Raw genomic sequence first — 24,874 nt, 5'->3', positions numbered from 1 at the left:
GCACGTCCCATCAGGCCTGGAAGGCGGCCTCGGACTCGGTGAAGAACTGCTTCACCGCGTCCCCGACCTTGGTCTTGCCCTGTCCGAGGTCGCCGCCGAGGCGCAGGAAGGCGGCCTCGATGGTGTCGGCGCCGGAGGGGTGCGGGGTGATCGTGCCGAGGACGCCGGACTTGGCGGTGTCCTCCTCGTACTGCGCGATCTCCTTGTTCACCGCGTCGGTCGGCCTGAACGCCTCGTACTGCTCGGTGCTCGCGAGGATGCCCCGGTCGTAGCCCATGATCTTGCCGACCTCGGGGTCGTGGACCATGAAGTCGATGAACTGGGCGACCTCCTTGGGGTGGGAGGTGCGGGCGGAGGCGCTCAGCATCAGGGAGGCGAGGTACTGGCCGGTGTCCTTGCCGTCGGTGGTGGGAATCGGAGCGAGGCCGTAGGAGCTGTCGCCTTCCGCGGAGTAGCGGACGGTGAAGTTGTCCCAGGTGAACTCCGAGGCGCCGTGGCCGGCGGAGAGGGAGGACTTGGGCATGTCCTGCTGGACGACCTTCGGGTCGGTGACGATGCCGGCCCTGACGCGGTTGTAGCCGTCCGTCCACCACTCGGTCAGGTCGGACTTGTCGAAACCGAGTCCGTCCTCGGTGAAGAAGGCCTTCCCGTTCTGGCGGAGGTAGAGGTCGTAGAGGTACATGATGGCGAAGTAGCCGGTGTCCCCGGCGACCTTCGTCCTGTCGTGGATGGTCTTCAGGGCCTTGAAGTACTCGTCCCAGGTCCAGCCCGGCTGCGGCTCGACACCCGCCTTCCGGAAGACCTTCTTGTCGATGACGAGCGCCATGGTGTTGGAGCCGACGGGAACGCCGAGCTGCTTGCCGTCGACCTCGCCGACCTTCGTGACGCCCGCGCGGAAGTGATCCAGGCTCAGATTGCCCGCCTGCACCTGTGACTTGAGGTCCAGCAGAATTCCGCGCTTGTCGTACTTCCGAAGAAATGTGACGGCGTTCTGGAAAACGTCCGGGGGATTTCCGCCGGCCGCCTGCGTCTGGAACTTCTCCCAGAACGACTGATACGTCTGAAAGTCGGTCTTGACCTTGATCTTCGGGTACTTCTTCTCGAAGAGCGCGATCGTCCGGTTGATCTTCTTGGCCCGCTCCTCGGCACCCCACCACGAGTAACGGATCGTCACCGTCCCGTTCCCGGAACCGCTTTCGCCGCCGCACCCGGTCGTCGTGGCGAGCCCGAGCACGGCAGCCGAGGCGCCGGCCGCCTTCAGGATCGTACGCCTCTCAAGATTCCTGCTGGTTCCCACAGTCGGGCCCCTCCCGCAGCGTCGTCGCCGCCGTCATGAATCGTTTCAAGTAAGCGCTTGCTGGCACAAGTTACGGAGGGGCCGGAGGTGCGTCAATGATTCGGACAGGATTTTCTTCGGGGCGGGGGCGGAGTCCGGGGCGTCCGGCCGGGGCGCGGGGGCGCAAGTGCTGGGTGATTGCGCAGGTCAGGGGGCTCCGCCAGGGGGCAGGGAAGCGGGGCGGCCGGTCAGACGGCACGGCCCGCGCGGAGCGCTCCCCCTGGACGAAGTGGCCACAGCCGCCCAGGGCGTGCGGGGCGGCGGGGCCCCCGGCAGGTGGCCGGAAACGTGTGGGTGGCGTCGCTAGCGTCGGCCGGGCCAGGGGCGGCGACGGCGGGCCCGGAACGGAGGTTCGGTACCGATCGAGCTGAGCCGAGCCCGCATTCGGCGGCCTTCGAGGGTCTGGAGGCCCTCGATGTCGTTCCGCCAGGCCACGAGGCCGTCGCGTGCGCGCATGTTGCGCCCGGCGACCTCTCGCCACCGGTGCCGAGCCCCACCACGAACGCGGCGGTGGACACCTCGGGGTCGCCGTCGGGCAGGAACGGGGCAGGGCCACGGCTTGGCAGAACGCCGGGCCGGACGCAAGCAGGGCCTCCTCGTCCGGGGTGGGCGGCCACCCGGATCCCCCGGCGGCCTCGGCGTTCTCGGCCGCGTGACCGAGGAGGGCGCCCAGCCGGCTCGGCAGCTCGCCCCGCAACCCGCCTCAGAGGTTCGGAATCGTCCGGGATCCGACCCTACGGACCGGCCCGGTTACAGAGCGAAGTCGGAACGATGATCCACCGGACGGCGTAACGCCCAAGATGATGTTCGGGGAGCACACACACGACGACGGCCCACCTGCTGTTCGCAGGTGGGCCGTCGGTTCCGGGTGGGCGATACTGGGTTCGAACCAGTGACCTCTTCGGTGTGAACGAAGCGCTCTCCCACTGAGCTAATCGCCCGGGCGCAGGGAGAACATTACCCCATGTCAGGGGTGCCTCCGACCACGCCCGGGTCCGCGATCACTGGTTCTTGAGCTGCCACGGCATCACGATGCCGAACTTCCACAGGTAGACCCCGACCAGCGCGCCCACGATCACCAGGCCGATCACCGTCAGCGTGATGTTCCGGCGCCGCACCCTGGGGTCGAGGGCCTTCTGGGCCGCCTCGGTGACCTTGCGTTTCGTCCAGCGCAGCACGAGCTGGGCCCAGACGAACTCGGTCGCCCAGATCGCCATGCCCGCGAAGATCACCACCCAGCCCGGGCCGGGGAGCGGCAGCATGATGATGCCCACCACGACGACCGCGAGGCCGACCACGAAGATGCCGACCTGCCAGCTCAGGTGCAGGGCTCGGCGGGCCTTGATGAAGGCCGGCGCCCGGGAGCCGAGCCCCTGCTCGGACTGCTCCGCGCTCGCCGCTGCGCCTGCCTTGTCGGCCTTGTCCGCCGCCACGGCGACCTCGCCCAGCTCGTCACTCCCCGTATTCATACAGACAAACCCTACCCGAGTGAATCCAGTCACCGGAATGGTCGTAGGTCTCGTACGAGTTCTCGGCCGGAAGAGTTACGTAAAGGCACGCAAAACACTCAGAGGGGTTTACAACGGCACCGTAGGTGGCATGTCGATTTCGCCGACGTGCGAATCCCCGAGCGCACACTGAGCGAAAGGCCCTGGCGCTTATGAACACCACGGTCAGCTGCGAGCTGCACCTGCGCCTCGTTGTGTCGAGCGAGTCCTCCCTGCCTGTCCCCGCAGGCCTGCGGTACGACACGGCCGACCCCTACGCCGTGCACGCCACCTTCCACACCGGAGCCGAGGAGACCGTCGAGTGGGTGTTCGCCCGCGACCTCCTCGCCGAGGGGCTTCACCGGCCCACCGGCACCGGCGACGTCCGCGTCTGGCCGTCCCGCAGTCACGGTCAGGGCGTCGTCTGCATCGCCCTGAGCTCTCCGGAAGGGGAAGCCCTGCTGGAAGCCCCGGCACGGGCCCTGGAGTCCTTCCTGAAGCGAACCGACGCCGCCGTGCCGCCCGGCACGGAACACCGGCACTTCGATCTGGATCAGGAGCTCTCGCACATCCTGGCGGAGAGCTAGGCCGCGGCCACCTCAAAGCCGCCCGGCGCCGTCCACTCGGGGAGACGGCTCGGGCCAAGACAACCGCATACGGCACAGACAGACGCCGTCACCGTGAGTGCTCACGGGGCGGCGTCCGCCTGTTTTCCGGCCACATCGAGGCATATCGTGCAGGCACAGGACGGACTCGGGAACCGCCGAGGGCACGGAGGCGTTCTACCGGGCAATCGCCGGTGGGCGGCCCCCGGTGCGATGGGCGCGGTTGTCGCTACCATCGGCCAGCATCGGCGGGCGCCCGCCCGACCCTCAGGCCAGGGAGCAAAACGTGCTGATCACCCACGACACCCGGTGTGCCCTCGACACCGTGGTGGATCTGGTGAACACCGCGCCGGAGGACGACTCGGCGGCGGACGGGCTGGCGGACGTCGCGGCTCTCGCTGATTTCGTGCGCGGTCACGCGATCAGCGACGTCGGAGTGCTGTCGGAGTTCGACCTGTCGGCGGTGCGCAAGGTCCGGGGCAGGTTCGCGGGGATCTTCGCGGCCCCGGACGCCCGGTCCGCTGCGGGGATGATCAACGAGCTGGTCGCCGCGGCCGGCACCACCCCGCGGCTGACGGACCACGACGACTACGACTGGCATGTGCACTACTTCGCCCCGGGCGCCTCGGTGGCCGACCACCTGGCGGCCGACTGCGGGATGGCGCTCGCCTTCTTCGTGGTGGCCGGGGAGCAGGAGCGGCTGCGGCGCTGCGAGGCGCCGGACTGCCGGCGTGCCTTCGTGGATCTCTCCCGCAACCGCTCGCGCCGCTACTGCGACAGCCGCACCTGCGGGAACCGGCTGCATGTGGCCGCCTACCGGGCCCGGCGCAAGGAAGCGGCGGGCTGATCCCCGGGGACACACCCGGTCGACGCCGGTCCCGGCGGGTGACGCCGGGACGGACGTGTACGGCTCACAGCAACAGCAGGTCGTGCAGCGCAGCCATGAGGAGCAGACACCCGATCACCGCAAGGAAGATCATCAGCGGTGGCTGGGATAGGGCGAAGAGGCATCCGCGCGGCTCGTCCTTCGGCGGCGCGGCCTCGCTCTGTCTCGTGTCCAGCATCTCGCGGTGATGATGACCCAGGGGATGCCCCCTTGGCGATCACCACGGCTTCGAGTGCGCTACTTCACCGATTTCCGTACCGGCCCGTTCGACTTGCTTCCGGTTGTGAACGGTTTCAGGTCATATGCCGTGCTTCTTGAGGATGGCCTCGATGTCGCTGAAGTCGTCGGCGGAGGTGGTCGCGGGCGGGGCGCCCGCGGGCCGGGCGGCAGGCCGGGTCGACGGGCCCAGCGAGGGGGCCGAGGCGGCCGGGGCCACCGCGTCGCGTCCGGCGGCTCGCGCCGCCTTGCGCTCCGCGCGGGTGCCTCCGCGCCTGCGCTCCACGGCCCGAGTCGTCGCGAACAGTGCCCAGGCGGCGCCCAGCACACCGAAACCGGCCCAGGCCGTCGGGCTGAACGCCGTGTCGGCCAGCCAGCCGACGACGCCCGTCATCACCAGGCCGATCGGGACGAGCGCATAGGCTGTGATGCGGGCGGCGGCCAGGAAACGCTTGCGGTAGGCGGTGACCGCGGCGACGCCGAGGCCGGCCGCGGAGACGGCGGAACACACGGTCTCGGCAATCATCCGGTCCTCCTGGCGGGCTCGATGGGCACAGCGGGGCGCGAGGTGCGCTTCGTCCCTTCCATCCTGCACCGCCCGGTCCTCGCGATGCCATGCTCCGGCCCGACATCAGGGAGATCTCCGGGTCGCCTCCTCCCGAGGTGCCGGTGGACGCCCGCCGTCCGATTCGGTACCCGGGGTCCGGCCTGGAAGACTGGTGCGCATGAGCGACTCCTCCCCCGCACGCACCGAAGCCCCCGTCCTCGACGTCTGGTGCGAACTCCAGTGTCCCGACTGCCGCAGCGCCCTGGACGACCTCCGCGACCTGCGCGCCCGTTACGGCGACCGGCTGGAGCTGCGGCTGCGGCACTTCCCGCTGGAGAAGCACAAGCACGCCTTCGCCGCCGCCCAGGCCGCCGAGGAGGCGCAGGAGCAGGGGGAGGGCTGGGCCTACGTCGAGGCGGTGCTCGGCCGGGTCGAGGAGCTGGACCGCAAGGGAGAGCCCTTCCTGGTCGAGGTCGCCCGTGAACTGGGGCTGGACGCCGAGGAGTTCGACACCGCGCTGATCGACGGGCGGCACATCCTGATCGTCGACGCCGACCAGGCCGAGGGCAAGGCGATCGGCGTCACCGGCACGCCGACCTATGTCATCGGCGGCGAGCGCCTCGACGGTGGCAAGAGCCAGGAAGGGCTGCGCGAGCGCATCGAGGAGATCGCGGACCGGCTGCTGGCCGGGCCTCGGGCCTGACCACAGGCCTGTTCGGCCGCCACAGGAGGACGTCGCTGCAGAAGGTCCTTGCAGACGTCGCTACAGAAGGTCCTTGTAGAGGGAGTACCGCGTCGTCTCGTAGCCGAGCGACTCGTACAGCCGCTCGGCCGGGGTGTTGCCCGCGAAGACGTTGAGGCCGAGGACGCGGCGGCCGGCGGCGATCGCCTGCCGCTCCGCCAGCAGCATGAGCGTACGGCCATGGCCCCGGCCGCGGTGGGCACCGTCGGCCTCCACGTCGAAGACGAAGGCCTTGCCGCCCTGCAGGGACACCCAGAGCGTGCCCACCCGCACGCCCTCGTGCTCGAGCACGCTGAACAGCATGTCCTCGGTGGCGAGCCCGTGCGGCAGCAGCCTCTCGTGGTCGTGGCGCGACCTGGCGTACGCCTCGGCCTCGGGCACGCCCCGCTCGATCCAGACGCGTGCGTAGGCCTCCGACTCGTACGCGAGCCACGCCTCGAACTCGGCCGCGCCCATGGGGCGCTCCAGGCTTCCGACGGGCAGTTCGGGCGGAACCTCGCCGAGCGGCTTCTCCATACCGCGGTTGCGGTGGACGTAGCCGAGCGCCTCGAAGAACCGCAGTGCGTCCCCGGCGTCCCCCGCGACGCCTGTCTCGATCTGCCGGCAGCCCCAGCTCCGCGCCACCTCCTCGGCGGCGAGCACGGCCACCGTGCCCCGGCCGCGACGGCGGTCCGGTTCGTCTATGCGCACGTCCAGGATCCGGGCCGTCCGGTCGCCGAAGGCGACTGAGGTCCCGAGATGCATCGAGCCGACCGGGCGGCTGTTCACGCACACCTGGTAGCGGCGGGAACGCGTCCCGTCGGCGTTGCGCTGGAGCGGCTCGGTCGGCCGCAGAGTCGTCGTCATCACGGGTGTTCTACCCGCTCCGAAGCCCCGGGGCAGCCGAATTTCCGGCTTCTGTCAGGGGTCCAGGTCCTCCCCGGCCCGGTCCCAGAAGATCCGCATCGCCTTGGCCGTGACCGGGCCCGGCGCACCGGGCAGTTCCCGGTCGTCGACGCGGTGCACGGCCTGGACGTCCCTGAGGGTGGACGTGAGGAAGACCTCCTCGGCCCGTTCCAGCACGTCCAGCGGCAGGTCGGTCTCCTTGGCACCGGTCCACTCGACGGCGAGGGCGCGGGTGATGCCGGGCAGGCAGCCGGAGGCGACCGGCGGGGTGTGGATCTCGCCGTCCAGGACCACGAAGACGTTCGACCCGGTGCCCTCGCAGAGCTGTCCGACCGTGTTGCCGAACAGCGCCTCGGAGGCGCCGTGTTGGTGGGCGCGGGCGAGGGCGACGACGTTCTCGGCGTACGAGGTGGTCTTCAGGCCGGTGAGGGCGCTGCGCTCGTTGCGGGTCCAGGGGACGGTGATCACGGCGGTGGAGTCGGGGCGGCGCGTGGTCTCGCCGAGCGCGACCACCAGGGTCGGGCCGTGCTCGCCACGGTCGGACCCGAGGGGGCCGTGGCCGCCGGTGTAGGTGATGCGCAGCCGGCCCAGCGGCATCGGGTTGGCCTCCAGGACGGCCGCGCAGGCGCGGCGGACCTCGGTGTGGTCGGGGTCGGGCAGGCCCAGGCCGCGGGCCGAGCGGGTCAGCCGGTCGAGGTGGCGGGTGAGTGCGAAGGGCTGTCCGTCCACCGCCTTCACCGTCTCGAAGATGCCGTCGCCGACGGTCAGCCCGTGGTCGAAGACGGAGACCCGGGCCGACTCCAGGTCCTGCAGCGCGCCGTCCAGCCAGATCCTCATGACAGAGCCCCTCCACTCACCTCGTACGTCCCCGACGCTACCGCGAGCAGCCGGGACGCCTTCAGCTCGGTCTCGCGCCACTCCCCCTCGGGATCGGATCCCCAGGTGATGCCGGCGCCGGTGCCGAAGCGGAGCAGCCCGGCGTCGCGGTCGATCCAGAACGTCCGGATGCCCACGGCCAGCTCGGCGACACCCCGGTCGGCGTCGACCCAGCCGATGCCGCCGCAGTACGGGCCACGGGGTGCCGTCTCCAGCGCCTCGATGATCCTCAGCGCGCTCGACTTGGGCGCGCCGGTGACCGAGCCGGGCGGGAAGGCCGCGCCGAGCAGGTCGGGCCAGCCGGCGCCGTCGCGCAGCTCGCCGCGGACGGTGGAGACCAGGTGGACCAGGCCGGGGTGCTTCTCCACGGCGCACAGGTCGGGGACGGTCACACTGCCGGTGGCGCAGATGCGCCCGATGTCGTTGCGGACCAGGTCCACGATCATCACGTTCTCGGCGTAGTCCTTCTCCAGCAGGTCCGCCTCGGTCCGCCCGGTGCCCTTGATGGGTCCCGACTCGACGGTACGGCCGTCCCGGCGCAGGAACAGCTCGGGCGAGGCGGTGGCGATCTCCACGCCGTGCTCCGGCAGCCGGATCGTGCCCGCGTACGGCGCCGGGTTGCCGCGGGCCAGCAGGGCGGTCAGGGCGTCCACGTCGGCGTCGGGGGCGACGGGTGCGCTGAGCACCCGGCAGAGGTTGGCCTGGTAGACCTCGCCAGCCGCGATGTACGCGCGGATCCGGCCGACCGCCGCGGTGTAGGCGGCCCGGTCCAGGGAGGTGGTCCAGTCCCCCACCGCCGGGCCGTGCCAGGCGCCGGGCACCGGGGCGGGCACCGGCTCCTCCCGTACGTGCGCGAAGCGGGCGCAGGTCAGCCGGCCCTCGAAGTCGGCGCAGACGGCCCAGAAGCCGCTGGAGTCCAGGGCGGCGGGATCGTCGGTGACGTCGAGGAGGCCGGTGGCGAGGCGGGCGCCGAAGCGGGCGAGAGGAGGGAGGCCGGAAGGGAGGTCGAGCACGTGGTCGAGTCTAGGGCGGGTGGCCGAAAGGTGGCCCGGGCATGTCCCCTCGGGGCCACTGACCACGCGCTCCGTGGAGTGCAGCGCAGCACGCTGCGCAAACGCGTTTTTGTGCTGGCCCGGGAATCCGCTAGAGTTCAACACGTCGCCGGGACGCGAGAGCGGACCGAAACGACAAGCGGACGTAGCTCAGTTGGTAGAGCGCAACCTTGCCAAGGTTGAGGTCGCGAGTTCGAGCCTCGTCGTCCGCTCGAAGGAAGAAGGGGTCTTCCCGATCCCCTACACTCCTGGTGGAGTGGCCGAGAGGCGAGGCAACGGCCTGCAAAGCCGTCTACACGGGTTCAAATCCCGTCTCCACCTCCAAGGACGATTAGCTCAGCGGGAGAGCGCTTCCCTGACACGGAAGAGGTCACTGGTTCAATCCCAGTATCGTCCACTGGATCTTCTCGAAGATCCGAACCCGCGCGATTAGCTCAGCGGGAGAGCGCTTCCCTGACACGGAAGAGGTCACTGGTTCAATCCCAGTATCGCGCACTGACTGTGACTCTCACGTCACAGCCTGCGGACGATTAGCTCAGCGGGAGAGCGCTTCCCTGACACGGAAGAGGTCACTGGTTCAATCCCAGTATCGTCCACACACCAGAAAGCCCCCGGTCTCGCGACCGGGGGCTTCTTCGTGCGCTCAGCTGGAGAACAGCATGTGCGCCCAGCTCTTCTGGTGGCCGTGGTGACCGTGGCCGCCGTGGTGTCCGTGGTGGCCGCCGTGCGGGGCGCCCCAGGCCGGCGCGGGCGGGGCCGGGTACGCCTGCGGGGCGGCCGGCGGGACGGGCTTGGCCCACTGGGCCTCCAGCTGGGTCAGGGCCTCCAGCTCGCCGTAGTCGAGGAAGATGCCGCGACAGCCGCTGCACTGCTCGATCTGGACGCCGTTGCGGTTGTAGGTGTGCATCGGCGCATGGCACTTCGGACACTGCATGGTCGGCTCAACTCCTCGCCGGTTGGTCCTGCTTCGTGTTTCCCCAGGACAGACTCCGTCCGGCCCCGGTCGGTTGCACCCTACGCCCGGAATCCGTGCGTCAACTGGTGGGGGACGGAACTCATTCGGGCACAGGCGTCCACCAGGGCCTGTTCCACCTCGTCCAGCGGGCGGTCCGCCGCCAGCGCCTTGGTGAGCGCGCGGGCCGCGGTCTGCACGGTCAGGGCGCGGGCCGGGACGTCCAGGGCGGGCCAGGGGTCGCCGTCGGCGGGCACGGCGGGGCCGCCGGCCCCGCGGTAGGCGGTCAGGAAGCGGGTCCACTCGACGGGCGGGAGGAGTCCGCAGGCGTACCAGGAGGCGGGACGGGCGAGGTCCCACGCGGGGACGCCGACGCCGAGGTCGTCCACGTCTATCAGCAGCCAGGGGCCGTCGGGTGCCGGCCGGCGGACCAGCTGGCCGAGGTGGAGATCACCGTGGCAGAGGGCCGGGGTGCCGGGCATGGGGGCCTCGGCGCGGGCCCAGGCGGGGAGTGCGCGCCAGGCCCGCAGGACAGGGGGTGCGGCGGGATGGGGCACGGTGCTCACGGCCGTACGCAGGCGGTGGATGGCATGGGTGGCCTTGGCGGGGCCGCGCATCGGGGGCAGGGGGGCGGGAGGGGCCGTCCGGTGCAGCCTGGCGAGGAGTGTGCCGGCGGCTTCCCAGGGGGCGGCGGCCGGGTCGTCCGGATCCACGGGGGCGCCGTACGGCCAGAAGGTCACCAGACGGTTGTGGAGGGTGACCGGGGTGGTGGTGAGCGGGGCGAGGAGGACGTCCGGGAGCCGGGCCGCCGCGGCGAGGCGGAGGGCCAGCTCGGCGGGGTCGGTGTCCGGGGCGTGGGCCTTCGCGACGGTGTCGGCGTGGCGGACGACGGTGGCGTCGGGGCGGTCGGCGAGGGGGGTGGTGCCGCAGGCGCAGGTGGCTCCGCCGGTTCGGGGGTGGGCGGTTGCTGTGAGTTGTGCGGTGAGAGCGGCGAGAAGGTTCACGGAGGCCTCGGTGGGTGGGGTGTCCGGGGTGAGCGTACGCGGAGCGCGGGAGCTGCGGTGGTGCTCGGCGCTGCGGCTGGGCGGGGTGGGCTTCGCCCGGGTACGGCGACAGCAACTCCCCAGGGGCGCGGGGAACTGCACGATCTGCCCCCACCGGCCCGCAGACGGAACGGACGGAGGTCCAGAACGGCGTAATGCCGGCGCAGCTCCCCAGCTGCGCCGGCATTTGTGCCGTCCGTCGCACCCCCGTCCCCACGGGGTTTCATGGATCGATGTCCCCGCCCGGACCGCTCTTCCGGGCCTGGGGTCGCCGCTCAGCGCCCCAGCATCGCACCCACGGACGACGCCTGTGTGGCCACTGTCTCCCAGCCGTCGAAGACGAGGAGGAGCAGGGCCGCCAGGGGAAGGGCCATGAGCGTCGCCACCAAGGGGTGGCGACGACCCGTCCGGCGAGGGGCGAACGTGCGTCGCGGTGCCGGGTGGGCCATGGTCCCTCTCCTGACCGTCTCAGTTGTTGTTGGCAGCGGCGGGTGCCTGACCTCGGGGGACGAGTGCTGCACCCGCCGCTTGACCTCAAATCTAGGCGCGCGGCCCCCGACGGGCGTCATGCCTTCGTACCGAATCGCGGGCCTCCCGGAGGATGAGCCATGTACTGCTGAGTACTCCCCTGGGTGGAGACGGGGTCCTAGGTCTCGGGGTCTTCCCGGAGGGGTCGCCCGCAGTGTCCGGTCATTTCCGGACGATCCGGCGGGCGGCGCGAGTGACTTCGATCACTTCGAGTGGGGTGAGGGGGTGCGATGCGTCCGCGCGGTGGCCGGTTCCGGGTGGCGGACGGGAGGGCGGGCACGGTGTTCCTTCCGTGGGCGCCTCTCCCTGTTCATGGTCACTCCGGCCGGGGCCAACCTCCCTGCCACGTCAGCACGTTGACGTCACAACCGGCCCAAAGGCACCGCAGACAGCGGCTTCCTGACCGTGTTTCACCTCGTGCTCCCGCCACGCACAATCCATCCGTCCCAGAGGGCGCGGCCTCTGCGCGCAGGCGGCTGTGGAAACGTAAGCTGTGCCACGTCACAGGGACCGGGCAGCGGGGATGAACATGGCGATGATGCGCCTGAGGCGCGAGGACCCGCGCGTCGTCGGCTCGTTCCGGCTTCACCGACGGCTCGGCGCGGGCGGAATGGGCGTGGTCTACCTCGGCTCCGACAAGAAGGGGCAGCGGGTCGCACTGAAGGTGATCCGGCCCGATCTGGCGGAGGATCAGGAGTTCCGGTCACGGTTCGCCCGAGAGGTCTCGGCGGCCCGGCGCATCAGGGGCGGCTGCACCGCACGGCTGGTGGCGGCGGACCTGGAGGCCGAACGGCCGTGGTTCGCGACGCAGTACGTGCCCGGACCCTCCCTGCACGACAAGGTCGCCGACGAGGGCCCGCTCGGCGCGGCCGAGACGGCGGCGGTCGGCGCGGCCCTGTCCGAGGGACTCGTCGCCGTGCACGAAGCCGGTGTCGTCCACCGGGACCTGAAGCCCTCCAACATCCTGCTGTCCCCCAAGGGGCCGCGGATCATCGACTTCGGCATCGCCTGGGCCACCGGCGCCTCCACGCTCACCCACGTCGGCACCGCCGTCGGCTCCCCCGGCTTCCTCGCTCCCGAGCAGGTGCGCGGTGCGGCCGTCACCCCGGCCACGGACGTCTTCTCCCTCGGCGCGACCCTGGCCTACGCCTCGACCGGCGACTCGCCCTTCGGGCAAGGCAGTTCCGAGGTGATGCTGTACCGCGTGGTGCACGAGGAGCCGCAGCTGTACGGCGTTCCGGACGCCCTTGCCCCGCTGGTGCGGGCCTGTCTGGCCAAGGATCCCGACGACCGGCCCAGCACCCTCCAACTGTCGCTGCGGCTCAAGGAGATCGCCGCCCGTGAGGCGCATGGCCTGGCCGACGTACGGCCGCCCGCGCCGCGCGGTGCGGAGGCGGACCGGCCCACCGGACGGCTCGTGGACACCTACCCCGAGTCGCAGCGTGCCCCGCGGCGCACCGCCCCCGGCACCCCGGCGCCGCGCGGCGGCACGCCCGCCCGGGGCGGTACCCCCTCGCGGGGCGGCAGCGCCTCGCGCGGCGGGGGCGTCGCCTCCCGGCCGGGCGCGGCCCGCCCCACCCCGGCGCCCCGCGCCGGCGGCACGCGCTCGGGCAGCGGGAGCCGGCCCGCTCCGCGCAGCGGTACCGGGCGTCCGGTGCCGCGCGCGACGGGGACCGGCCGCCGCCCGGCCAATCCGCGGCTGCTGCGCCAGCGGCTGTTCGTGTTCGTGGTCGTGACGTTGCTCGTGGCGCTCGGTATCGCGGTGGCGCAGGGCTGTCAGGGCCCGGCCCGCGGGCTCGGCGACGACGGTGGCGACGGCCGGCGGCAGCAGCGCGTGCAGCCGAGCTTCACGCCGTCGGCCGACGGGAAGCTGATGTCCCAGCGGTACGAGTCGACCTTCGAGTCCGGGTCCGGCTCGGGGAACTGAGCCGCCCGGACCGGCTCAGGACGCGGGCCGTCCCGAGGCCACGGCGTAGAAGGCCACCGCGGCCGCCGCGCCCACGTTGAGGGAGTCGACCCCGTGGGACATGGGGATGCGCACCCACTCGTCGGCGGCGACCAGGGCCTGCGTGGACAGGCCGTCGCCCTCGGCACCGAGCATCAGCGCGACCCGGTCCATCCGGTGCGGGGCGGCCTCGTCCAGGCTCCTGGCCTTCTCGTCCGGAGTGAGCGCGAGGAGCGTGAAGCCCGCCTCGCGCACCGAGTCCAGACCCTTGGGCCAGGTCTCCAGGCGGGCGTACGGCACGGAGAACACCGCGCCCATGGAGACCTTGACGCTGCGGCGGTACAGCGGGTCGGCACAGTCGGGCGACAGCAGCACCGCGTCCATGCCGAGGGCGGCCGCCGAGCGGAAGATCGCGCCGATGTTGGTGTGGTCGTTGACCGACTCCATGACCACCACCCGGCGGGCGGAGCGGAGCAGTTCCGCCGCCGTCGGCAGCGGCTTGCGCTGCATGGAGGCGAGGGCGCCGCGGTGCACGTGGTAGCCGGTGACCTGCTCGGCGAGTTCCGGGCTGACCGCGTACACGGGAGCCGGGAGTTCGTCGATGACGTCGCGCATGACGTCGATCCACTTGGCCGAGAGCAGCATGGAGCGCATCTCGTAGCCGGCTTCCTTGGCCCTTCGGATGACCTTCTCGCCCTCGGCGATGAACAGGCCCTCGGCCGGCTCGCGCTTGCGGCGCAGTTCGACGTCGGTCAGGCCCGTGTAGTCGCGCAGGCGCGGGTCGTCGGGATCCTCAACGGTGATGAGATCGGCCACAGGGTGATACTGCCTTGTCCTGGGTGTGCTGCCAACGGCTGGGAACGGGTTGTGTTACCCCGGGTTACGCGGGATCAAGCCACGGGCTCCGGGCCGACGTTCACGACCTCGCCGATGACGATGACCGCCGGGGGCTTCACATCCTCGGCGCGTACGGTCTCGGCGACCGTGGCGAGGGTCGCGTCCACACGGCGCTGGGCGGCCGTCGTGCCCTCCTGGACGAGGGCCACGGGGGTCTCGGGCGACCTGCCGTGCGCGACGAGCGTCTCGGCGATCTTCCCGATCTTGTCGACGCCCATGAGGATCACGAGCGTGCCGGTCAGCTTGGCCAGCGACGGCCAGTCGACCAGGGAGCGCTCGTCGTCGGGGGCGACATGGCCACTGACCACGGTGAACTCATGGGCGACACCGCGGTGGGTGACCGGGATGCCGGCCGCGCCGGGGACGGAGATCGAGCTGGAGATGCCCGGCACGACCGTGCACGGGATGCCGACCTCGGCGAGCGCCTGGACCTCCTCCATGCCCCGGCCGAAGACGAACGGGTCGCCGCCCTTGAGCCGTACCACGGACTTGCCCTGCTTGGCGTGCTCGATCAGCGCGTTGTTGATGGCCTCCTGGGCCATGTACCGGCCGTACGGGATCTTCGCGGCGTCGATGACCTCGACGTGCGGCGGGAGTTCTGCGAGCAGGTCGCGCGGGCCGAGCCGGTCCGCGATGACGACGTCGGCCTCGGCGAGCAGGCGGCGGCCGCGGACGGTGATGAGGTCCGGGTCGCCGGGGCCGCCGCCGACCAGGGCCACACCGGGCGTACGGGTGCGGTGGTGCGGGGCGACGAGCGTGCCGTCGCGCAGGCCCTCGACGACCGCGTCACGGATGGCGGCGGTGTGGCGGGGGTCGCGGCCCTTGGCGTCCGTGGTGAGGACGGCGACGGTGACGCCCTCGCTGTGGCCGGTCGCCGGGGTCCAGGCCGTCGCCCGGTCGGCGTCGTCGGAGCGGACGCACCAGACGCGGTGGCGCTCCGCTTCGGCGGAGGCCCGGGCGTTGGCCTCGGGGTCACTGGTGGCGATGAGGGCGTACCAGGCGGCCGCGAGGTCGCCGTCCGCGTAGGGGCGCCGCTCCCAGGTGATCTCGCCCGCGTCCGCCATCGCCTCCACGGAGGGGGTCGCCTCGGGGGACACCAGGAGGATGTCCGCGCCTGCCGCGATCAGTGCGGGGAGGCGGCGCTGGGCGACCTGGCCGCCGCCGAGGACGACCACTCGGCGGCCGGAGAGGCGGAGACCTACGGGGTAGGCGGGGTGTTCGACCATGAGGGGCGGCTCCTCCTACGGCTGTGCACTGCGAGGCCTCTGCGGCGTTGCGGTGGCCCTGACGTGCGGATTTTACGTTGACTGCGGGAACGGCGGCTCAGGTGTCCGGTGGCTGAGCAGGGTGGCCGTGTGCACGGCTGTGGGTGGTTGTGCCCGCCCGCCCCCGTCGCCCCTGCGGAACGACTGCCCACACCCACCCGGCCGTTGGAAGAGGCGCCCGGTACGGCCGTACCGGAGCGCCCCACCCTACTTCTCGGTAACACCCGCCGAATCGAAGGTCGCCACCTCGTGCATCGCCCTGGCCGTGCTCTGTACCAGCGGCAGGGCCAGGAGGGCGCCCGTGCCCTCGCCGAGGCGGAGGTCGAGGTCGACCAGGGGGCGCAGTCCCAGCTTGTTGAGGGCCGCGACGTGGCCCGGCTCGGCGCTGCGGTGGCCGGCGATGCAGGCCGCGAGCACCTCGGGGGCGATCGCGCGGGCGACCAGAGCCGCGGCGCCGGCGCTGACGCCGTCCAGGATCACCGGGGTACGGAGGGAGGATCCGCCCAGGAGTAGGCCGACCAGCGCCGCGTGTTCGAAGCCGCCGATCGCCGCGAGGACACCGATCGGGTCGGCCGGGTCCGGCTGGTGGACTTCGAGCGCACGGCGGACGACCTCGGTCTTGCGGGCCAGGGTCTCGTCGTTGATGCCCGTGCCCCGGCCGGTGACCTCCGCCGGGTCGGCGCCCGTGAAGACGGAGATGAGCGCGGCGGACGCCGTCGTGTTGGCGATGCCCATCTCACCGGTGAGCAGCGCCTTGTTGCCCGCCGCCACCAGGTCGCGGGCGGTCTCGATGCCCACCTCGATGGCCGCCTTGGCCTCTTCGCGGGTCATCGCGGGGCCGGTGGTCATGTCGGACGTACCGCCGCGGATCTTGCGGGGCAGCAGACCGGGCGTGGCCGGCAGGTCGGCGGCGACACCGACGTCCACGACGCAGACCTCGGCGCCGACCTGGTTGGCGAAGGCGTTGCAGACCGCGCCCCCGCCCAGGAAGTTGGCCACCATCTGGGCGGTGACCTCCTGCGGCCAGGGGGTGACGCCCTGGGCGTGGACCCCGTGGTCGCCGGCGAAGATGGCGACGGCTGCGGGCTCCGGGATCGGCGGCGGGCACTGCCGGGACAGGCCCGACAGCTGCGCGGAGATGATCTCCAGCATGCCGAGCGCGCCGGCCGGCTTGGTCATGCGCTTCTGGCGCTCCCAGGCCTCGCCGAGCGCCTTGGCGTCCAGCGGGCGGATCTGTGCGACGGTCTCGGCAAGCAGGTCGTGGGGTTCCTCTCCGGGCAGGGCGCGGCGGCCGTACGTCTCCTCGTGCACCACCCAGGACAGCGGGCGCCGCTTGGACCAGCCGGCCTGCATCAGTTCGGGCTCGTCCGGGAACTCGTCGACATACCCGACGCACAGGTAGGCGATGACCTCCAAGTGCTCGGGCAGGCCGAGGGCACGGACCATCTCGCGCTCGTCGAAGAAGCTGACCCAGCCGACGCCGAGGCCTTCGGCGCGGGCGGCGAGCCAGAGGTTCTCGACGGCGAGGGCGGCGGAGTACGGCGCCATCTGCGGCTGGGTGTGCCGGCCGAGGGTGTGGCGGCCGCCGCGGGTCGGGTCCGCGGTGACGACGATGTTCACCGGGGTGTCGAGGATGGCCTCGATCTTCAGTTCCTTGAACTGCTTGGCCCGGCCCTTGGGCAGCGACTTGGCATACGCGTCGCGCTGGCGCATGGCCAGTTCGTGCATGGTGCGGCGGGTGTCGGCGGACCGGATGACGACGAAGTCCCAGGGCTGCGAGTGGCCCACGGAGGGCGCCGTGTGGGCGGCCTCCAGGACGCGCAGCAGCACCTCGTGCGGGATCGGGTCGCTGCGGAAGCCGTTGCGGATGTCGCGCCGCTCGCGCATCACCTTCAGGACGGCTTCGCGCTCGGCGTCGTCGTAGGCCGGAGCGGCCGGCCCGGTGGACTGTCCTGCCTCTTCCACTGCGGCCGTGCTCTCTTCCTGGTCGGCGGCCCTGGTCTCCAGGTCCTCCGCGTGCTGTACGACGTCGGGGGCGTGCTCGTCCTCCGGCGCGTCCGGTCCGGCAGCGGGCTCGGCCTCGCGCGGCGCGGGGACCGTGGCGACGGGCTCCTGCTGCTCCTGGACGGGCAGGACGAGGGGCTGCGGCGGGGTCGGCGCCAGGTGCGGGGTGGTCGGCACCTGGCCCTCGACGGGAACGAACTGCCCGAGCGGCTGCTCGGGGTGGGGCTGCAGTGGGACGCCGGAGGGCAGCGGCTCGGTGGTACCGGCGGGTGCGGACTGCGCGGCCGCTGCGGCCGGGTCCGGCTCAGCGGCCGGCGCCGGCGGCGTCACGGCCTCGGCCTCGGGCGCCACCGGAGCGACCTCGGCGGGCTGGAGCTGCGGGCCGGCGGGTGCGGCGAGGCCGTTGTCCGGGGTCGGCGCCACCACGGCCTGCTCGGCGGCGTCCGATGTCTGGGGCTGCGGCTGCTGCGGGGCGGTCGCGGCGTCGCCGTCGTACGGGACGGGACCCGCGAGCTGCGGGCCCTGGGCCTGCAGGAGGGCGGGCTCGGGCGCCTCGGGGGTGGGCTCCGGAAGCAGTACCTGCACGACGTCCAGCGCCGGGGCGAGGGGCTCCGGGAACTCTGCCGGTTCGGCTGCGTGCGCCGGCTCCGGCGTCGGCACGGGTTCGGCGGCGGCCACGGGCTCGGGCGCCTGCGCCGGCTCGGCGGCGGGCGGGACCTGGGCGGCAGCGGGGGCGGCGGGCGCGGGGACCGCGGCGGGCGGGACCTCGACGGGGCCGACGGCGTGCGGGCCGGGCTGGGCCGGAGCGACCGGGGCGGCTTCGGTGACGCCCTGAGCGGCGGCGGCGTCGGCCTCCTCGGCCACCACCGGCGCCGGAGCGGCGACCATTGCCTCGGCCGGCGCATCCGCAGCCGAGGGGACCTCTGCCTGCACGGCGTCGGCGACGGGTGCGACCTCGACCGGCTGAACGGCTTCGGCCTGCTGGACGGGCTCCTGCTGCTGGAGGAGCTCCGGCTGTTGGAGGCGCTCCGGCTGCTGGACGGGCTCGGACACCTGGACGGGCTCCGCGACCTCGGCGAGTGGCGTGGCCTCCGCGACGGGTGCGGCCTCCGGCACCTGGACCGGTACGGCCTCGCTCTGCGTCGGCTGAACCGGAGCACCCGGCTCCGCCACGTCAGCGGCAGGAGGCATCTGGCCGGTCTCCGGGGCCGGAACCGCCTCGGCGACCTCGGCCTCGGGCGCGGGGACGACCCCGCCGTCAGCGGCTTCTCCGGCAGCGACGTCAAAACCGGCGGCACCCTCGGGGCCCTGACCCAGGTCGAGATCCCCCTGGGGGACGTACACACCGTCGTGACCGTGCACCGGCTGCACCCCGTCATGACCGTGCACGGCCTGCGCCTGAACCGCCTCGCCGGGCACCTGCACGGCGGCCTGCGTGGCAAGGCGGGTCATCGTGGCCTGGGCGGCGTCGGGCACGTCGGCGACGGCCTCCGGGGCCGCGGCCGGTCCAACCGCTTCGGCGGCCGGGGCCTCCGTGCCGACCTGGGCCACGGCGACCGGCGCAGCGGCCGGTGGCGCACCCCAGGGGGCCGCGGTCTGCGGGGCCAGGTCGCCCAGCGGCTGGGCGTCGAGGTACTCGGGCCCGGTCGTGGCCGGTCCCGGCTGCCGTACCGGCGCTCCGGCGGGCCCGCGGTCGGCGAGGGAGCGGACCGGGCCGACGGTGGTGTTGGGGATCGGCGGACCGAGATGCAGCGGCCGGCGCGCCTGCTGCTGCGCTGCCGCCGCATCGTGCGGGGCCGAGAGGATGGGCGACGGCGGCACGGATGCCGGCGCCGGATTCGGCAGCCGGACGCCGCTGAGGTCGACGGAACCGCTGTCCCGGCCGGCCGTCTCGTGCGGGCCCGGCTGGCGGACGGCCTCGACGACCGGTTCCGGGGCAGGGGGCTGCACTTCGTTGCCCCATGCGCCCTGGGCTCCCGGCAGCAGCAGCTCTTCGTCCTCGGCGGGTGCCTCGGAGAGGTAGGTGTACGCGCCGTGCGCGAGGGCGCCCGGCTGTTCCACCATGCCTGCGCTCTCCGGCTGCCCCTCGCCCGGGACCTGGCCGGTGTCGGTCATGCGTACCCCTCGCCCATCGGTTAGTGCTTCTACGACCAGCTCACCCGGAACGGCGCACCGACCGCCCCGTAGTGAAGAACGAGCGTGCGTGCCCAGCGGCACGAACGACCCGCCCAAAAAAGGCGACAAAGCCATTCAGTGGCATTGTCCCGGCCGTTCAGCCGTCGCGACAGCATGATCCGCGACAGCCCGCTGTGGACTGCGCCACGTTGCGCGTCCTCGGGTTCTGCCGTACCACACCCACCCCAAAACGGGCACGTTTTCCGGACATTGGCGAACGAAGTTCCGGGCCACCGATGCGGTACAACGATCGGCCAGCCTACCGCGCGCAGTACGACAACAGGATCACGGGGCGCGATCCGGCAGGCCCACCCGTCGCCCGACCACCGCCCCTCAACGAGGCGCTTCGCGCCGCAGCAATTCCCCTGTGAGCAGGAACGCAACGTTCCGCTCAGTCTCCGTCCAGGCCCTGGTGTCGAGTTCGACGGACTGCAGCAGGGCGCACTCGACCCGGTATCCGTGCTCGGTCAGGCCACGGCCGACGAGTTCGGCCTCGTCACGGGTCGCGGCGTGGGTCACGATGCGCTGCGGGCGGCGGTCGGCGACCGCGGAGACCACGGCCGCTCCCCCGCCGCCGACCCGTACGACGTCCGGTTCGGGCAGGTTTTCGAGGACGTGGGGTGCGGTGCCCTGCACCACCTGGAGCTGGACGCCGAAGCGGCGGGCGGCCGCCTCGGTCCGGGCGCAGGCGTCGGACAGCCGGTCGACGGCGATGACGGCGGCGCCGGCGCGCGCGGCCTCGGTGGCGAAGGCGCCGCTGCCGCAGCCGATGTCCCAGACGAGGTCGCCGACCCGGGGGCCGAGTCGGGCGAGTTGGGCGGCCCGGAGCAGCTGGGTCTCCCCCTCGCCGAGGCCACCGCCGTACGCCCCGTGCGCCCCGTACTCCTCGTCCGGCTGCACCCAACCGCGCGGGCCGGTGCCCGGGTCCCGCCCGGCGATCCAGCCGCCGCCCTCGACGGCCCCGGCCGGGCCGCCGATGACGATGACGACGTTCGGGTCGCGCCAGGTGTGATCGGGGGCGTTGTCGGAGGTGACGACGGACACCTGCTCGCGTTCGGTGCCCAGTTCCTCGCAGATGACGAAGGTCCGGTGGATCCCTTCCATGAGCAGACCCAGCTCGGCGGGGCCGGCGCCCGGTGAGGTGAGGACGGCGACCTTGGTGTGGGCGCGGCACACGTTCACGGCGCGGCGCAGGGTGCGCCGGTGGGCGACGACGACCTGGGCGTCGTCCCAGGGCATGCCGGCGCGGGCGAAGGCGGCGGCCACCGAGGAGACGGCGGGGACGACCTCGACCTCCAGGCCGAACTCCGGGGCGCGCAGGGCCCGTACGACTCCGAAGAAGCCGGGGTCGCCGTCGGCGAGCACGACCGCGGTGCCGCGGTGGGCGGCGATGCGGCGGGCGGCCAGCGCGAGGCTGCCGAGGCGGATGCGCTCGGCGGTGGGCGGGACCTCGGGAAGCGCCAGGTGGTGGGCCGCGCCGGCCACGAGCGTGGCGGCGCCGAGGGCGGCGCGTGCCGTGGCGGTCAGCGGCGAGCCGTCCCAGCCGATCACCGTGACCCGGTCGGCCATCGTCGTCAGTCTCCAGGTTTTCGCAGCTCGTCAGGGGTACGGGCCCGTTGGGCGGGCTCCGTGAGCGTACCTGCTGAAGGTTGCGGACGCGCGCTGCGGCGGGGCCGTGCGCGGATCCGGGTGTGCTTCGCCGGGGTCAGTTCCAGTCGGCGTACGAGGTGAAGCCGCCGGTGTCGGCGAGCTGCCCGTCGGCGCCTTCGAGGTCCTCCGGGAGGAGGCTCCACACGATGAAGTCCGTGCGCAGGTCGGTCCAGGTGCCGTCCTCGGCGCGGACGTGGACTATGCAGGCGTTGCGCAGCACGCCCTCACTGATGCAGCCGATCTTCTGGGCGACCTGCTGGGAGGCCGTGTTGTCGGCGGCGGTGCGGATCTCGATGCGCTCGAACTTCTGGTCGCCGAAGAGCCACTGGGCGGTGGCGAGGGCGGCCTCGGAGGCGTAGCCCTCGCCGCGGGCCCAGGGGGCGACGATGTACGACAGCTCGGTGGAGCGGATGTGCCAGTTGGTCCTGCCCAGTTGGACGATGCCGACCAGGCGCTGGGTGAGGAACTCGGTGACGGCGAGGTCCAGGCCGCGGCCGGCGGTGCGCTCGGTGGGCGCGTACTCGGTGATCCAGTGCCGGGCGTCGCCCTCGGTGAACGGCTGGGGGACGTCGGTCCAGGCGCCGATGTGCTCGTCGTTCATCATCTCGGCCAGGGCGGGCACGTCGTCCTCGTCGAGGGGACGCAGCACCAACCGCTCCGTGCTGATGGAGATGTTGGGGAAGGTGCTAGTCATGCGCCGCTCCGTAACCTTCGGAAAATCCTTGAGAGAGCATCAGGACCCTCGGGGCCCCGCTGAACTGCCCAGCATGCAGCATGAAACCACTGAACGACACGAGGGGGCCCACCCCGGGTGAGGGAGTGGACCCCGTGCGTGGCGATACGCCGTATACGTGCCGTCGGACGAGCCGTCAGATTCAGAAGGACGGGATGACCGAGCCCTGGTACTTGTCCTCGATGAACTTCTTGACCTCGGGCGAGGTGAGGAGCTTCGCGAGCTTCTTCACCCGCGGGTCCTTCTCGTTGCCCTTCTCGACCGCGAGGAAGTTGCCGTACGGGTTGTTCTTCGCGGACTCCAGGACGAGGGCGTCCTTCGCCGGCTTGAGGCCCGAGGAGATCGCGTAGTTGCCGTTGACCACGGCGGCGTCCACGTCGTCCAGGGAGCGCGGGGTCTGGGCCGCCTCGACCTCCTTGAACTTGAGGTTCTTGGGGTTCTTGGCGATGTCCTGCGGGGTGGCCTCGGTGCCGGCGCCGTCCTTGAGCGTGATGAGGCCGTTGGTGGCGAGCAGCTTCAGCGCGCGGGCCTCGTTGACCGAGTCGTTCGGGACGGCGACGGTCGCACCGCTCTTGAGGGCGTCGGTGCTCTTCACCTTGTGGGAGTAGAGGCCGAGCGGCTCCAGGTGCACCGTGACGACGGGCACGATGTGGGTGCCGCGCTTCTTGTTGAAGTCGTCCAGGTACGGCTGGTTCTGGAAGTAGTTGGCCCCGACCGAACCGTCCTCGGTCGCCGTGTTCGGCGTGATGTAGTCGGTGAACTCCTTGACCTCGAGGTCGAGGCCCGCCTTCTTCGCCAGGTTCTCCTTGACGAAGTTCAGGATCTCGGCGTGCGGGGTCGGGCTCGCGGCGACGACCAGCGGGCCGCTGTAGTCGGCGGCGGAGGAGGCCTTCTCCGAACCGCAGGCGGTGAGCCCGAAGGTGAGGGCTCCGGCGGCGAGGACGGCGGTGGTGAGCTTGGCGGTGTTACGCACGAAAAGTGCCTTTCCTTATGGGTGGTGCGACCCCGTGATGGGTGTACGGGGAGTCTTTGGGGGTGCTCAGGCGACCTTGGCGATGTCGGCGGCCTCGGGCTCCTCGGCCTTCAGCAGGCGCAGCTTCGGAGCGGGGCCGGAGCGGGCGCCGCGGTGGTGCAGCGAGCGGGCCGCGTAGTCGCCGGCGAACTGGATGAGCGAGATGACCACGGCGAGGATCGCGACGGTGATCCACATCAGCTGGGTCTCGAAGCGCTGGTAGCCGTAGCGGACGGCGAGGTCGCCGAGGCCGCCGCCGCCGACCGTGCCGGCCATGGCGGAGTAGCCGATCAGGGCGATGATCGTGGTGGTCGTGCTGGCGATCAGCGAGGGCAGGGCCTCCGGGACGAGGGCCTTGCGGACGATCGTCCAGGAGTTGCCGCCCATGGCCTGCACGGCCTCGACGAGACCGTTGTCCACTTCGCGGACAGCCGTCTCGACCAGGCGGGCGAAGAACGGGATGCCGCCGATGGCGAGCGGCACGACGGCGGCGGTGGTGCCGATCGTCGTCCCGGTGACCCAGCGGGTGAAGCTCATCAGGGCGACCATCAGGATGATGAACGGCATCGACCGGCCGACGTTCACGACCTGTCCGATCACCTTGTTGGCGACGACGTTCTGCAGCAGGCCGCCCCGGTCGGTGAGGACGAGGAGGATGCCGAGCGGAAGGCCGGCGGCGACGGCGATCAGGGTGGACCAGGCCACCATGGTGAACGTCTCGCTACACGCCTGGGACAGCAGCGGCTGCATCTCGGACCAGGTCACTTGGCACCTTCCTTCACCAGCACGGGCTCCTGGCCCACGACGTCGATCTGCAGGCCCTGCTCGCGCAGGAAACCGATGGGCACCACGTTGTCCTCGTAACGGCCGGGCAGTTCGATGCGCATGCGGCCGATCTGAAGACCGCCGACGGTGTCGATGGCGGCGCCGAGGATCGAGATGTCGATGTTGTAGGTGCGCGAGAGCTGGGAGATGACCGGCTGGGTGGCGGCCTCGCCGTGGAAGGTGACGTCGAGGACGGTCCGGTCGGCGCCCGTGGCCTCGCCGCCCACCGGGAACAGCGCGGAGGCCAGCTCGGAGCCGGGGGTGGCCAGCAGCTCGCTGACCGTGCCGGACTCCACGATCCTGCCCTTCTCCATGAGGGCGGCGGAGTCGCAGATGGACTTCACGACGTCCATCTCGTGCGTGATGAGCAGGACGGTCAGGCCCAGCTGCCGGTTCAGGTCGCGCAGCAGCTGGAGGATGGAGCGGGTGGTCTCCGGGTCGAGGGCGCTGGTGGCCTCGTCGGAGAGCAGCACCTTGGGGTCGCCGGCTAGGGCGCGGGCGATGCCGACACGCTGCTTCTGACCGCCGGACAGCTGGGCGGGGTAGGCCTTGGCCTTGTCGGCGAGGCCGACCAGGTCGAGGAGTTCGAGCGCCTTGCGGGAGCGTTCCCTGCCCGACGTGCCGAGGATCTCCAGCGGCAGTTCGACGTTGTCCTGGACGGTCCGGGAGGACAGCAGGTTGAAGTGCTGGAAGACCATGCCGATGCGGCTGCGCGCCCGGCGCAGCTCCTTGCCGGCGCGGGGACCGCGGCCGGCGAGCGCGGTGAGGTCCTGTCCGGCGACGCTCACCGTCCCGGATGTCGGACGCTCGAGCAGGTTGACGCAGCGGATGAGCGAGGACTTTCCGGCGCCGGACTGGCCGATGACGCCGTAGACCTCGCCCTCGCGGACGTGGAGATCGACGCCGTCGAGGGCGGTGACCTCGCGGCCGCGGGAGCGGTAGACCTTGGTCAGGCCCGATGTGGTGATCACAGGGGTTTCCGTCACTGTCGAGTGCGCGGGCGTGGGTGTGCCCGGGCACGGGTGCAGTTGCATTCGTTCAGGGACGCGGCACGGCTCTCGCCGAGGCGGTGAACCGGGGAGAACGTCGTGTGCGCGATGGGGGTCCCCCACGCCGTTCAGGCAGTGGGGGAGGCGTCAGTCACTCAGACCGGGGATCCGGCGTGGGACAGGCCACGGCTCTCGCTTCGGGGCGCGAGGCTCAGGTGGTGCAG

Annotated in this window: 21 protein-coding genes and 6 tRNA genes; 9 read left to right on the top strand and 18 right to left on the bottom strand. The window is 71.9% G+C overall.

Translation table 11 applies throughout. The features are described 5' to 3' along the window. Nucleotides 1-10: 10 nt before the first annotated feature. The 3 genes from ACIRVH_RS12890 to ACIRVH_RS12880 form a co-directional block, all read right to left on the bottom strand. On the bottom strand, nucleotides 11-1,297 hold the full coding sequence (locus tag ACIRVH_RS12890; RefSeq protein WP_403951604.1) for an ABC transporter substrate-binding protein: 1,287 nt from the start codon (nucleotides 1,295-1,297) through the stop codon (nucleotides 11-13). A gap of 908 nt (nucleotides 1,298-2,205) precedes the next feature. After that, a tRNA-Val gene (locus ACIRVH_RS12885) sits at nucleotides 2,206-2,277 on the bottom strand. 60 nt (nucleotides 2,278-2,337) lie between these two features. Next, nucleotides 2,338-2,805, bottom strand: coding sequence for a TIGR02611 family protein (locus tag ACIRVH_RS12880; RefSeq protein ID WP_403951603.1), 468 nt, complete (start codon nucleotides 2,803-2,805; stop codon nucleotides 2,338-2,340). Between the two features lie 191 nt (nucleotides 2,806-2,996). Between ACIRVH_RS12880 and ACIRVH_RS12875 the strand changes: the two genes are divergently transcribed. Beyond that, entirely contained in the window at nucleotides 2,997-3,410 is a 414-nt protein-coding gene (locus ACIRVH_RS12875; RefSeq protein WP_004002642.1) for an SsgA family sporulation/cell division regulator, read from the top strand. Between the two features lie 304 nt (nucleotides 3,411-3,714). Then, a complete protein-coding gene (locus tag ACIRVH_RS12870; protein WP_403951600.1) occupies nucleotides 3,715-4,275 on the top strand; it encodes a CGNR zinc finger domain-containing protein in 561 nt (186 codons plus the stop codon). A 64-nt stretch (nucleotides 4,276-4,339) separates the two neighbouring features. On the opposite strand, the gene ACIRVH_RS12865 is transcribed toward ACIRVH_RS12870, so the two are convergent. Together ACIRVH_RS12865 and ACIRVH_RS12860 are read right to left on the bottom strand one after the other, a co-directional pair. Next, nucleotides 4,340-4,492 (bottom strand): hypothetical protein, encoded by a 153-nt coding sequence (locus tag ACIRVH_RS12865; protein WP_165289388.1) that lies wholly within the window; start codon nucleotides 4,490-4,492, stop codon nucleotides 4,340-4,342. A gap of 120 nt (nucleotides 4,493-4,612) precedes the next feature. Next, nucleotides 4,613-5,056 (bottom strand): hypothetical protein, encoded by a 444-nt coding sequence (locus ACIRVH_RS12860; protein ID WP_403951597.1) that lies wholly within the window; start codon nucleotides 5,054-5,056, stop codon nucleotides 4,613-4,615. A gap of 199 nt (nucleotides 5,057-5,255) precedes the next feature. On the opposite strand from ACIRVH_RS12860, the gene ACIRVH_RS12855 reads away from it, so the two are divergent. Beyond that, nucleotides 5,256-5,780, top strand: a complete 525-nt coding sequence (locus ACIRVH_RS12855; RefSeq protein WP_403951596.1) for a DsbA family protein — start codon at nucleotides 5,256-5,258, stop codon at nucleotides 5,778-5,780. Between the two features lie 60 nt (nucleotides 5,781-5,840). Here the strand turns inward: ACIRVH_RS12855 and ACIRVH_RS12850 are convergent, their stop codons facing one another. Genes ACIRVH_RS12850 through ACIRVH_RS12840 form a run of 3 tightly spaced genes read right to left on the bottom strand, consistent with a single transcriptional unit; the run spans nucleotide 5,841 to nucleotide 8,593 of the window. Further along, nucleotides 5,841-6,665: a GNAT family N-acetyltransferase gene (locus tag ACIRVH_RS12850; protein ID WP_403951594.1), complete on the bottom strand. Its 825-nt coding sequence runs from the start codon at nucleotides 6,663-6,665 to the stop codon at nucleotides 5,841-5,843. A 54-nt stretch (nucleotides 6,666-6,719) separates the two neighbouring features. Then, the gene (locus ACIRVH_RS12845) at nucleotides 6,720-7,541 is read right to left on the bottom strand and encodes an aminotransferase class IV (protein ID WP_403951592.1); all 822 of its coding nucleotides are present in this window, start codon (nucleotides 7,539-7,541) and stop codon (nucleotides 6,720-6,722) included. Beyond that, complete coding sequence (locus ACIRVH_RS12840) at nucleotides 7,538-8,593, bottom strand: chorismate-binding protein (RefSeq protein ID WP_403951589.1); 1,056 nt, start codon at nucleotides 8,591-8,593, stop codon at nucleotides 7,538-7,540. The genes ACIRVH_RS12845 and ACIRVH_RS12840 overlap by 4 nt, the downstream gene beginning before the upstream one ends. 178 nt (nucleotides 8,594-8,771) lie before the next feature. Here ACIRVH_RS12840 and ACIRVH_RS12835 point away from each other — a divergent pair. From ACIRVH_RS12835 to ACIRVH_RS12815, 5 genes are all read left to right on the top strand, one after another. After that, nucleotides 8,772-8,844 (top strand) — tRNA-Gly (locus tag ACIRVH_RS12835). Between the two features lie 38 nt (nucleotides 8,845-8,882). Next, nucleotides 8,883-8,956: transfer RNA gene (locus ACIRVH_RS12830), tRNA-Cys, on the top strand. Nucleotide 8,957: 1 nt separating this feature from the next. Then, nucleotides 8,958-9,029 (top strand) — tRNA-Val (locus tag ACIRVH_RS12825). Between the two features lie 26 nt (nucleotides 9,030-9,055). Next, nucleotides 9,056-9,127: transfer RNA gene (locus ACIRVH_RS12820), tRNA-Val, on the top strand. 29 nt (nucleotides 9,128-9,156) lie between these two features. Beyond that, nucleotides 9,157-9,228, top strand: a tRNA-Val gene (locus tag ACIRVH_RS12815). Nucleotides 9,229-9,275: 47 nt separating this feature from the next. Here the strand turns inward: ACIRVH_RS12815 and ACIRVH_RS12810 are convergent. Together ACIRVH_RS12810 and ACIRVH_RS12805 are read right to left on the bottom strand one after the other, a co-directional pair. Then, a complete protein-coding gene (locus tag ACIRVH_RS12810; RefSeq protein ID WP_403951587.1) occupies nucleotides 9,276-9,566 on the bottom strand; it encodes a zf-TFIIB domain-containing protein in 291 nt (96 codons plus the stop codon). Between the two features lie 80 nt (nucleotides 9,567-9,646). Next, nucleotides 9,647-10,588 carry a phosphotransferase family protein gene (locus ACIRVH_RS12805; RefSeq protein ID WP_403951585.1) on the bottom strand — a complete coding sequence of 314 codons (942 nt, stop codon included), beginning with the start codon at nucleotides 10,586-10,588 and terminating at the stop codon, nucleotides 9,647-9,649. Between the two features lie 1,090 nt (nucleotides 10,589-11,678). Between ACIRVH_RS12805 and ACIRVH_RS12800 the strand changes: the two genes are divergently transcribed. Next, nucleotides 11,679-13,082, top strand: a complete 1,404-nt coding sequence (locus ACIRVH_RS12800; RefSeq protein ID WP_403951582.1) for a protein kinase — start codon at nucleotides 11,679-11,681, stop codon at nucleotides 13,080-13,082. Between the two features lie 15 nt (nucleotides 13,083-13,097). On the opposite strand, the gene ACIRVH_RS12795 is transcribed toward ACIRVH_RS12800, so the two are convergent. From ACIRVH_RS12795 to ACIRVH_RS12760, 8 genes are all read right to left on the bottom strand, one after another. Then, complete coding sequence (locus tag ACIRVH_RS12795) at nucleotides 13,098-13,916, bottom strand: TrmH family RNA methyltransferase (protein ID WP_403951580.1); 819 nt, start codon at nucleotides 13,914-13,916, stop codon at nucleotides 13,098-13,100. A 74-nt stretch (nucleotides 13,917-13,990) separates the two neighbouring features. Further along, the gene (cobA, locus tag ACIRVH_RS12790) at nucleotides 13,991-15,223 is read right to left on the bottom strand and encodes a uroporphyrinogen-III C-methyltransferase (RefSeq protein WP_403951577.1); all 1,233 of its coding nucleotides are present in this window, start codon (nucleotides 15,221-15,223) and stop codon (nucleotides 13,991-13,993) included. A 246-nt stretch (nucleotides 15,224-15,469) separates the two neighbouring features. Then, nucleotides 15,470-19,381, bottom strand: a complete 3,912-nt coding sequence (gene cobT, locus ACIRVH_RS12785) for a nicotinate-nucleotide--dimethylbenzimidazole phosphoribosyltransferase (protein WP_403951574.1) — start codon at nucleotides 19,379-19,381, stop codon at nucleotides 15,470-15,472. 393 nt (nucleotides 19,382-19,774) lie between these two features. Next, nucleotides 19,775-21,010 carry a precorrin-6y C5,15-methyltransferase (decarboxylating) subunit CbiE gene (gene cbiE, locus ACIRVH_RS12780; RefSeq protein ID WP_403951571.1) on the bottom strand — a complete coding sequence of 412 codons (1,236 nt, stop codon included), beginning with the start codon at nucleotides 21,008-21,010 and terminating at the stop codon, nucleotides 19,775-19,777. 136 nt (nucleotides 21,011-21,146) lie between these two features. Further along, nucleotides 21,147-21,785, bottom strand: a complete 639-nt coding sequence (locus ACIRVH_RS12775) for a GNAT family N-acetyltransferase (RefSeq protein ID WP_403951567.1) — start codon at nucleotides 21,783-21,785, stop codon at nucleotides 21,147-21,149. A gap of 181 nt (nucleotides 21,786-21,966) precedes the next feature. Continuing rightward, a complete protein-coding gene (locus tag ACIRVH_RS12770) occupies nucleotides 21,967-22,797 on the bottom strand; it encodes a MetQ/NlpA family ABC transporter substrate-binding protein (RefSeq protein WP_403951564.1) in 831 nt (276 codons plus the stop codon). Nucleotides 22,798-22,863: 66 nt separating this feature from the next. Then, nucleotides 22,864-23,601, bottom strand: coding sequence for a methionine ABC transporter permease (locus ACIRVH_RS12765; protein ID WP_403951561.1), 738 nt, complete (start codon nucleotides 23,599-23,601; stop codon nucleotides 22,864-22,866). Next, entirely contained in the window at nucleotides 23,598-24,632 is a 1,035-nt protein-coding gene (locus tag ACIRVH_RS12760; protein ID WP_403951558.1) for a methionine ABC transporter ATP-binding protein, read from the bottom strand. Before ACIRVH_RS12760 ends, ACIRVH_RS12765 begins: the two co-directional genes overlap by 4 nt. Nucleotides 24,633-24,874: the final 242 nt, after the last annotated feature.

This window comes from Streptomyces sp. NPDC101165, assembly GCF_044768135.1.
GTDB lineage: Bacteria > Actinomycetota > Actinomycetes > Streptomycetales > Streptomycetaceae > Streptomyces.
This window is presented reverse-complemented; position numbering and strand designations above follow the sequence as displayed.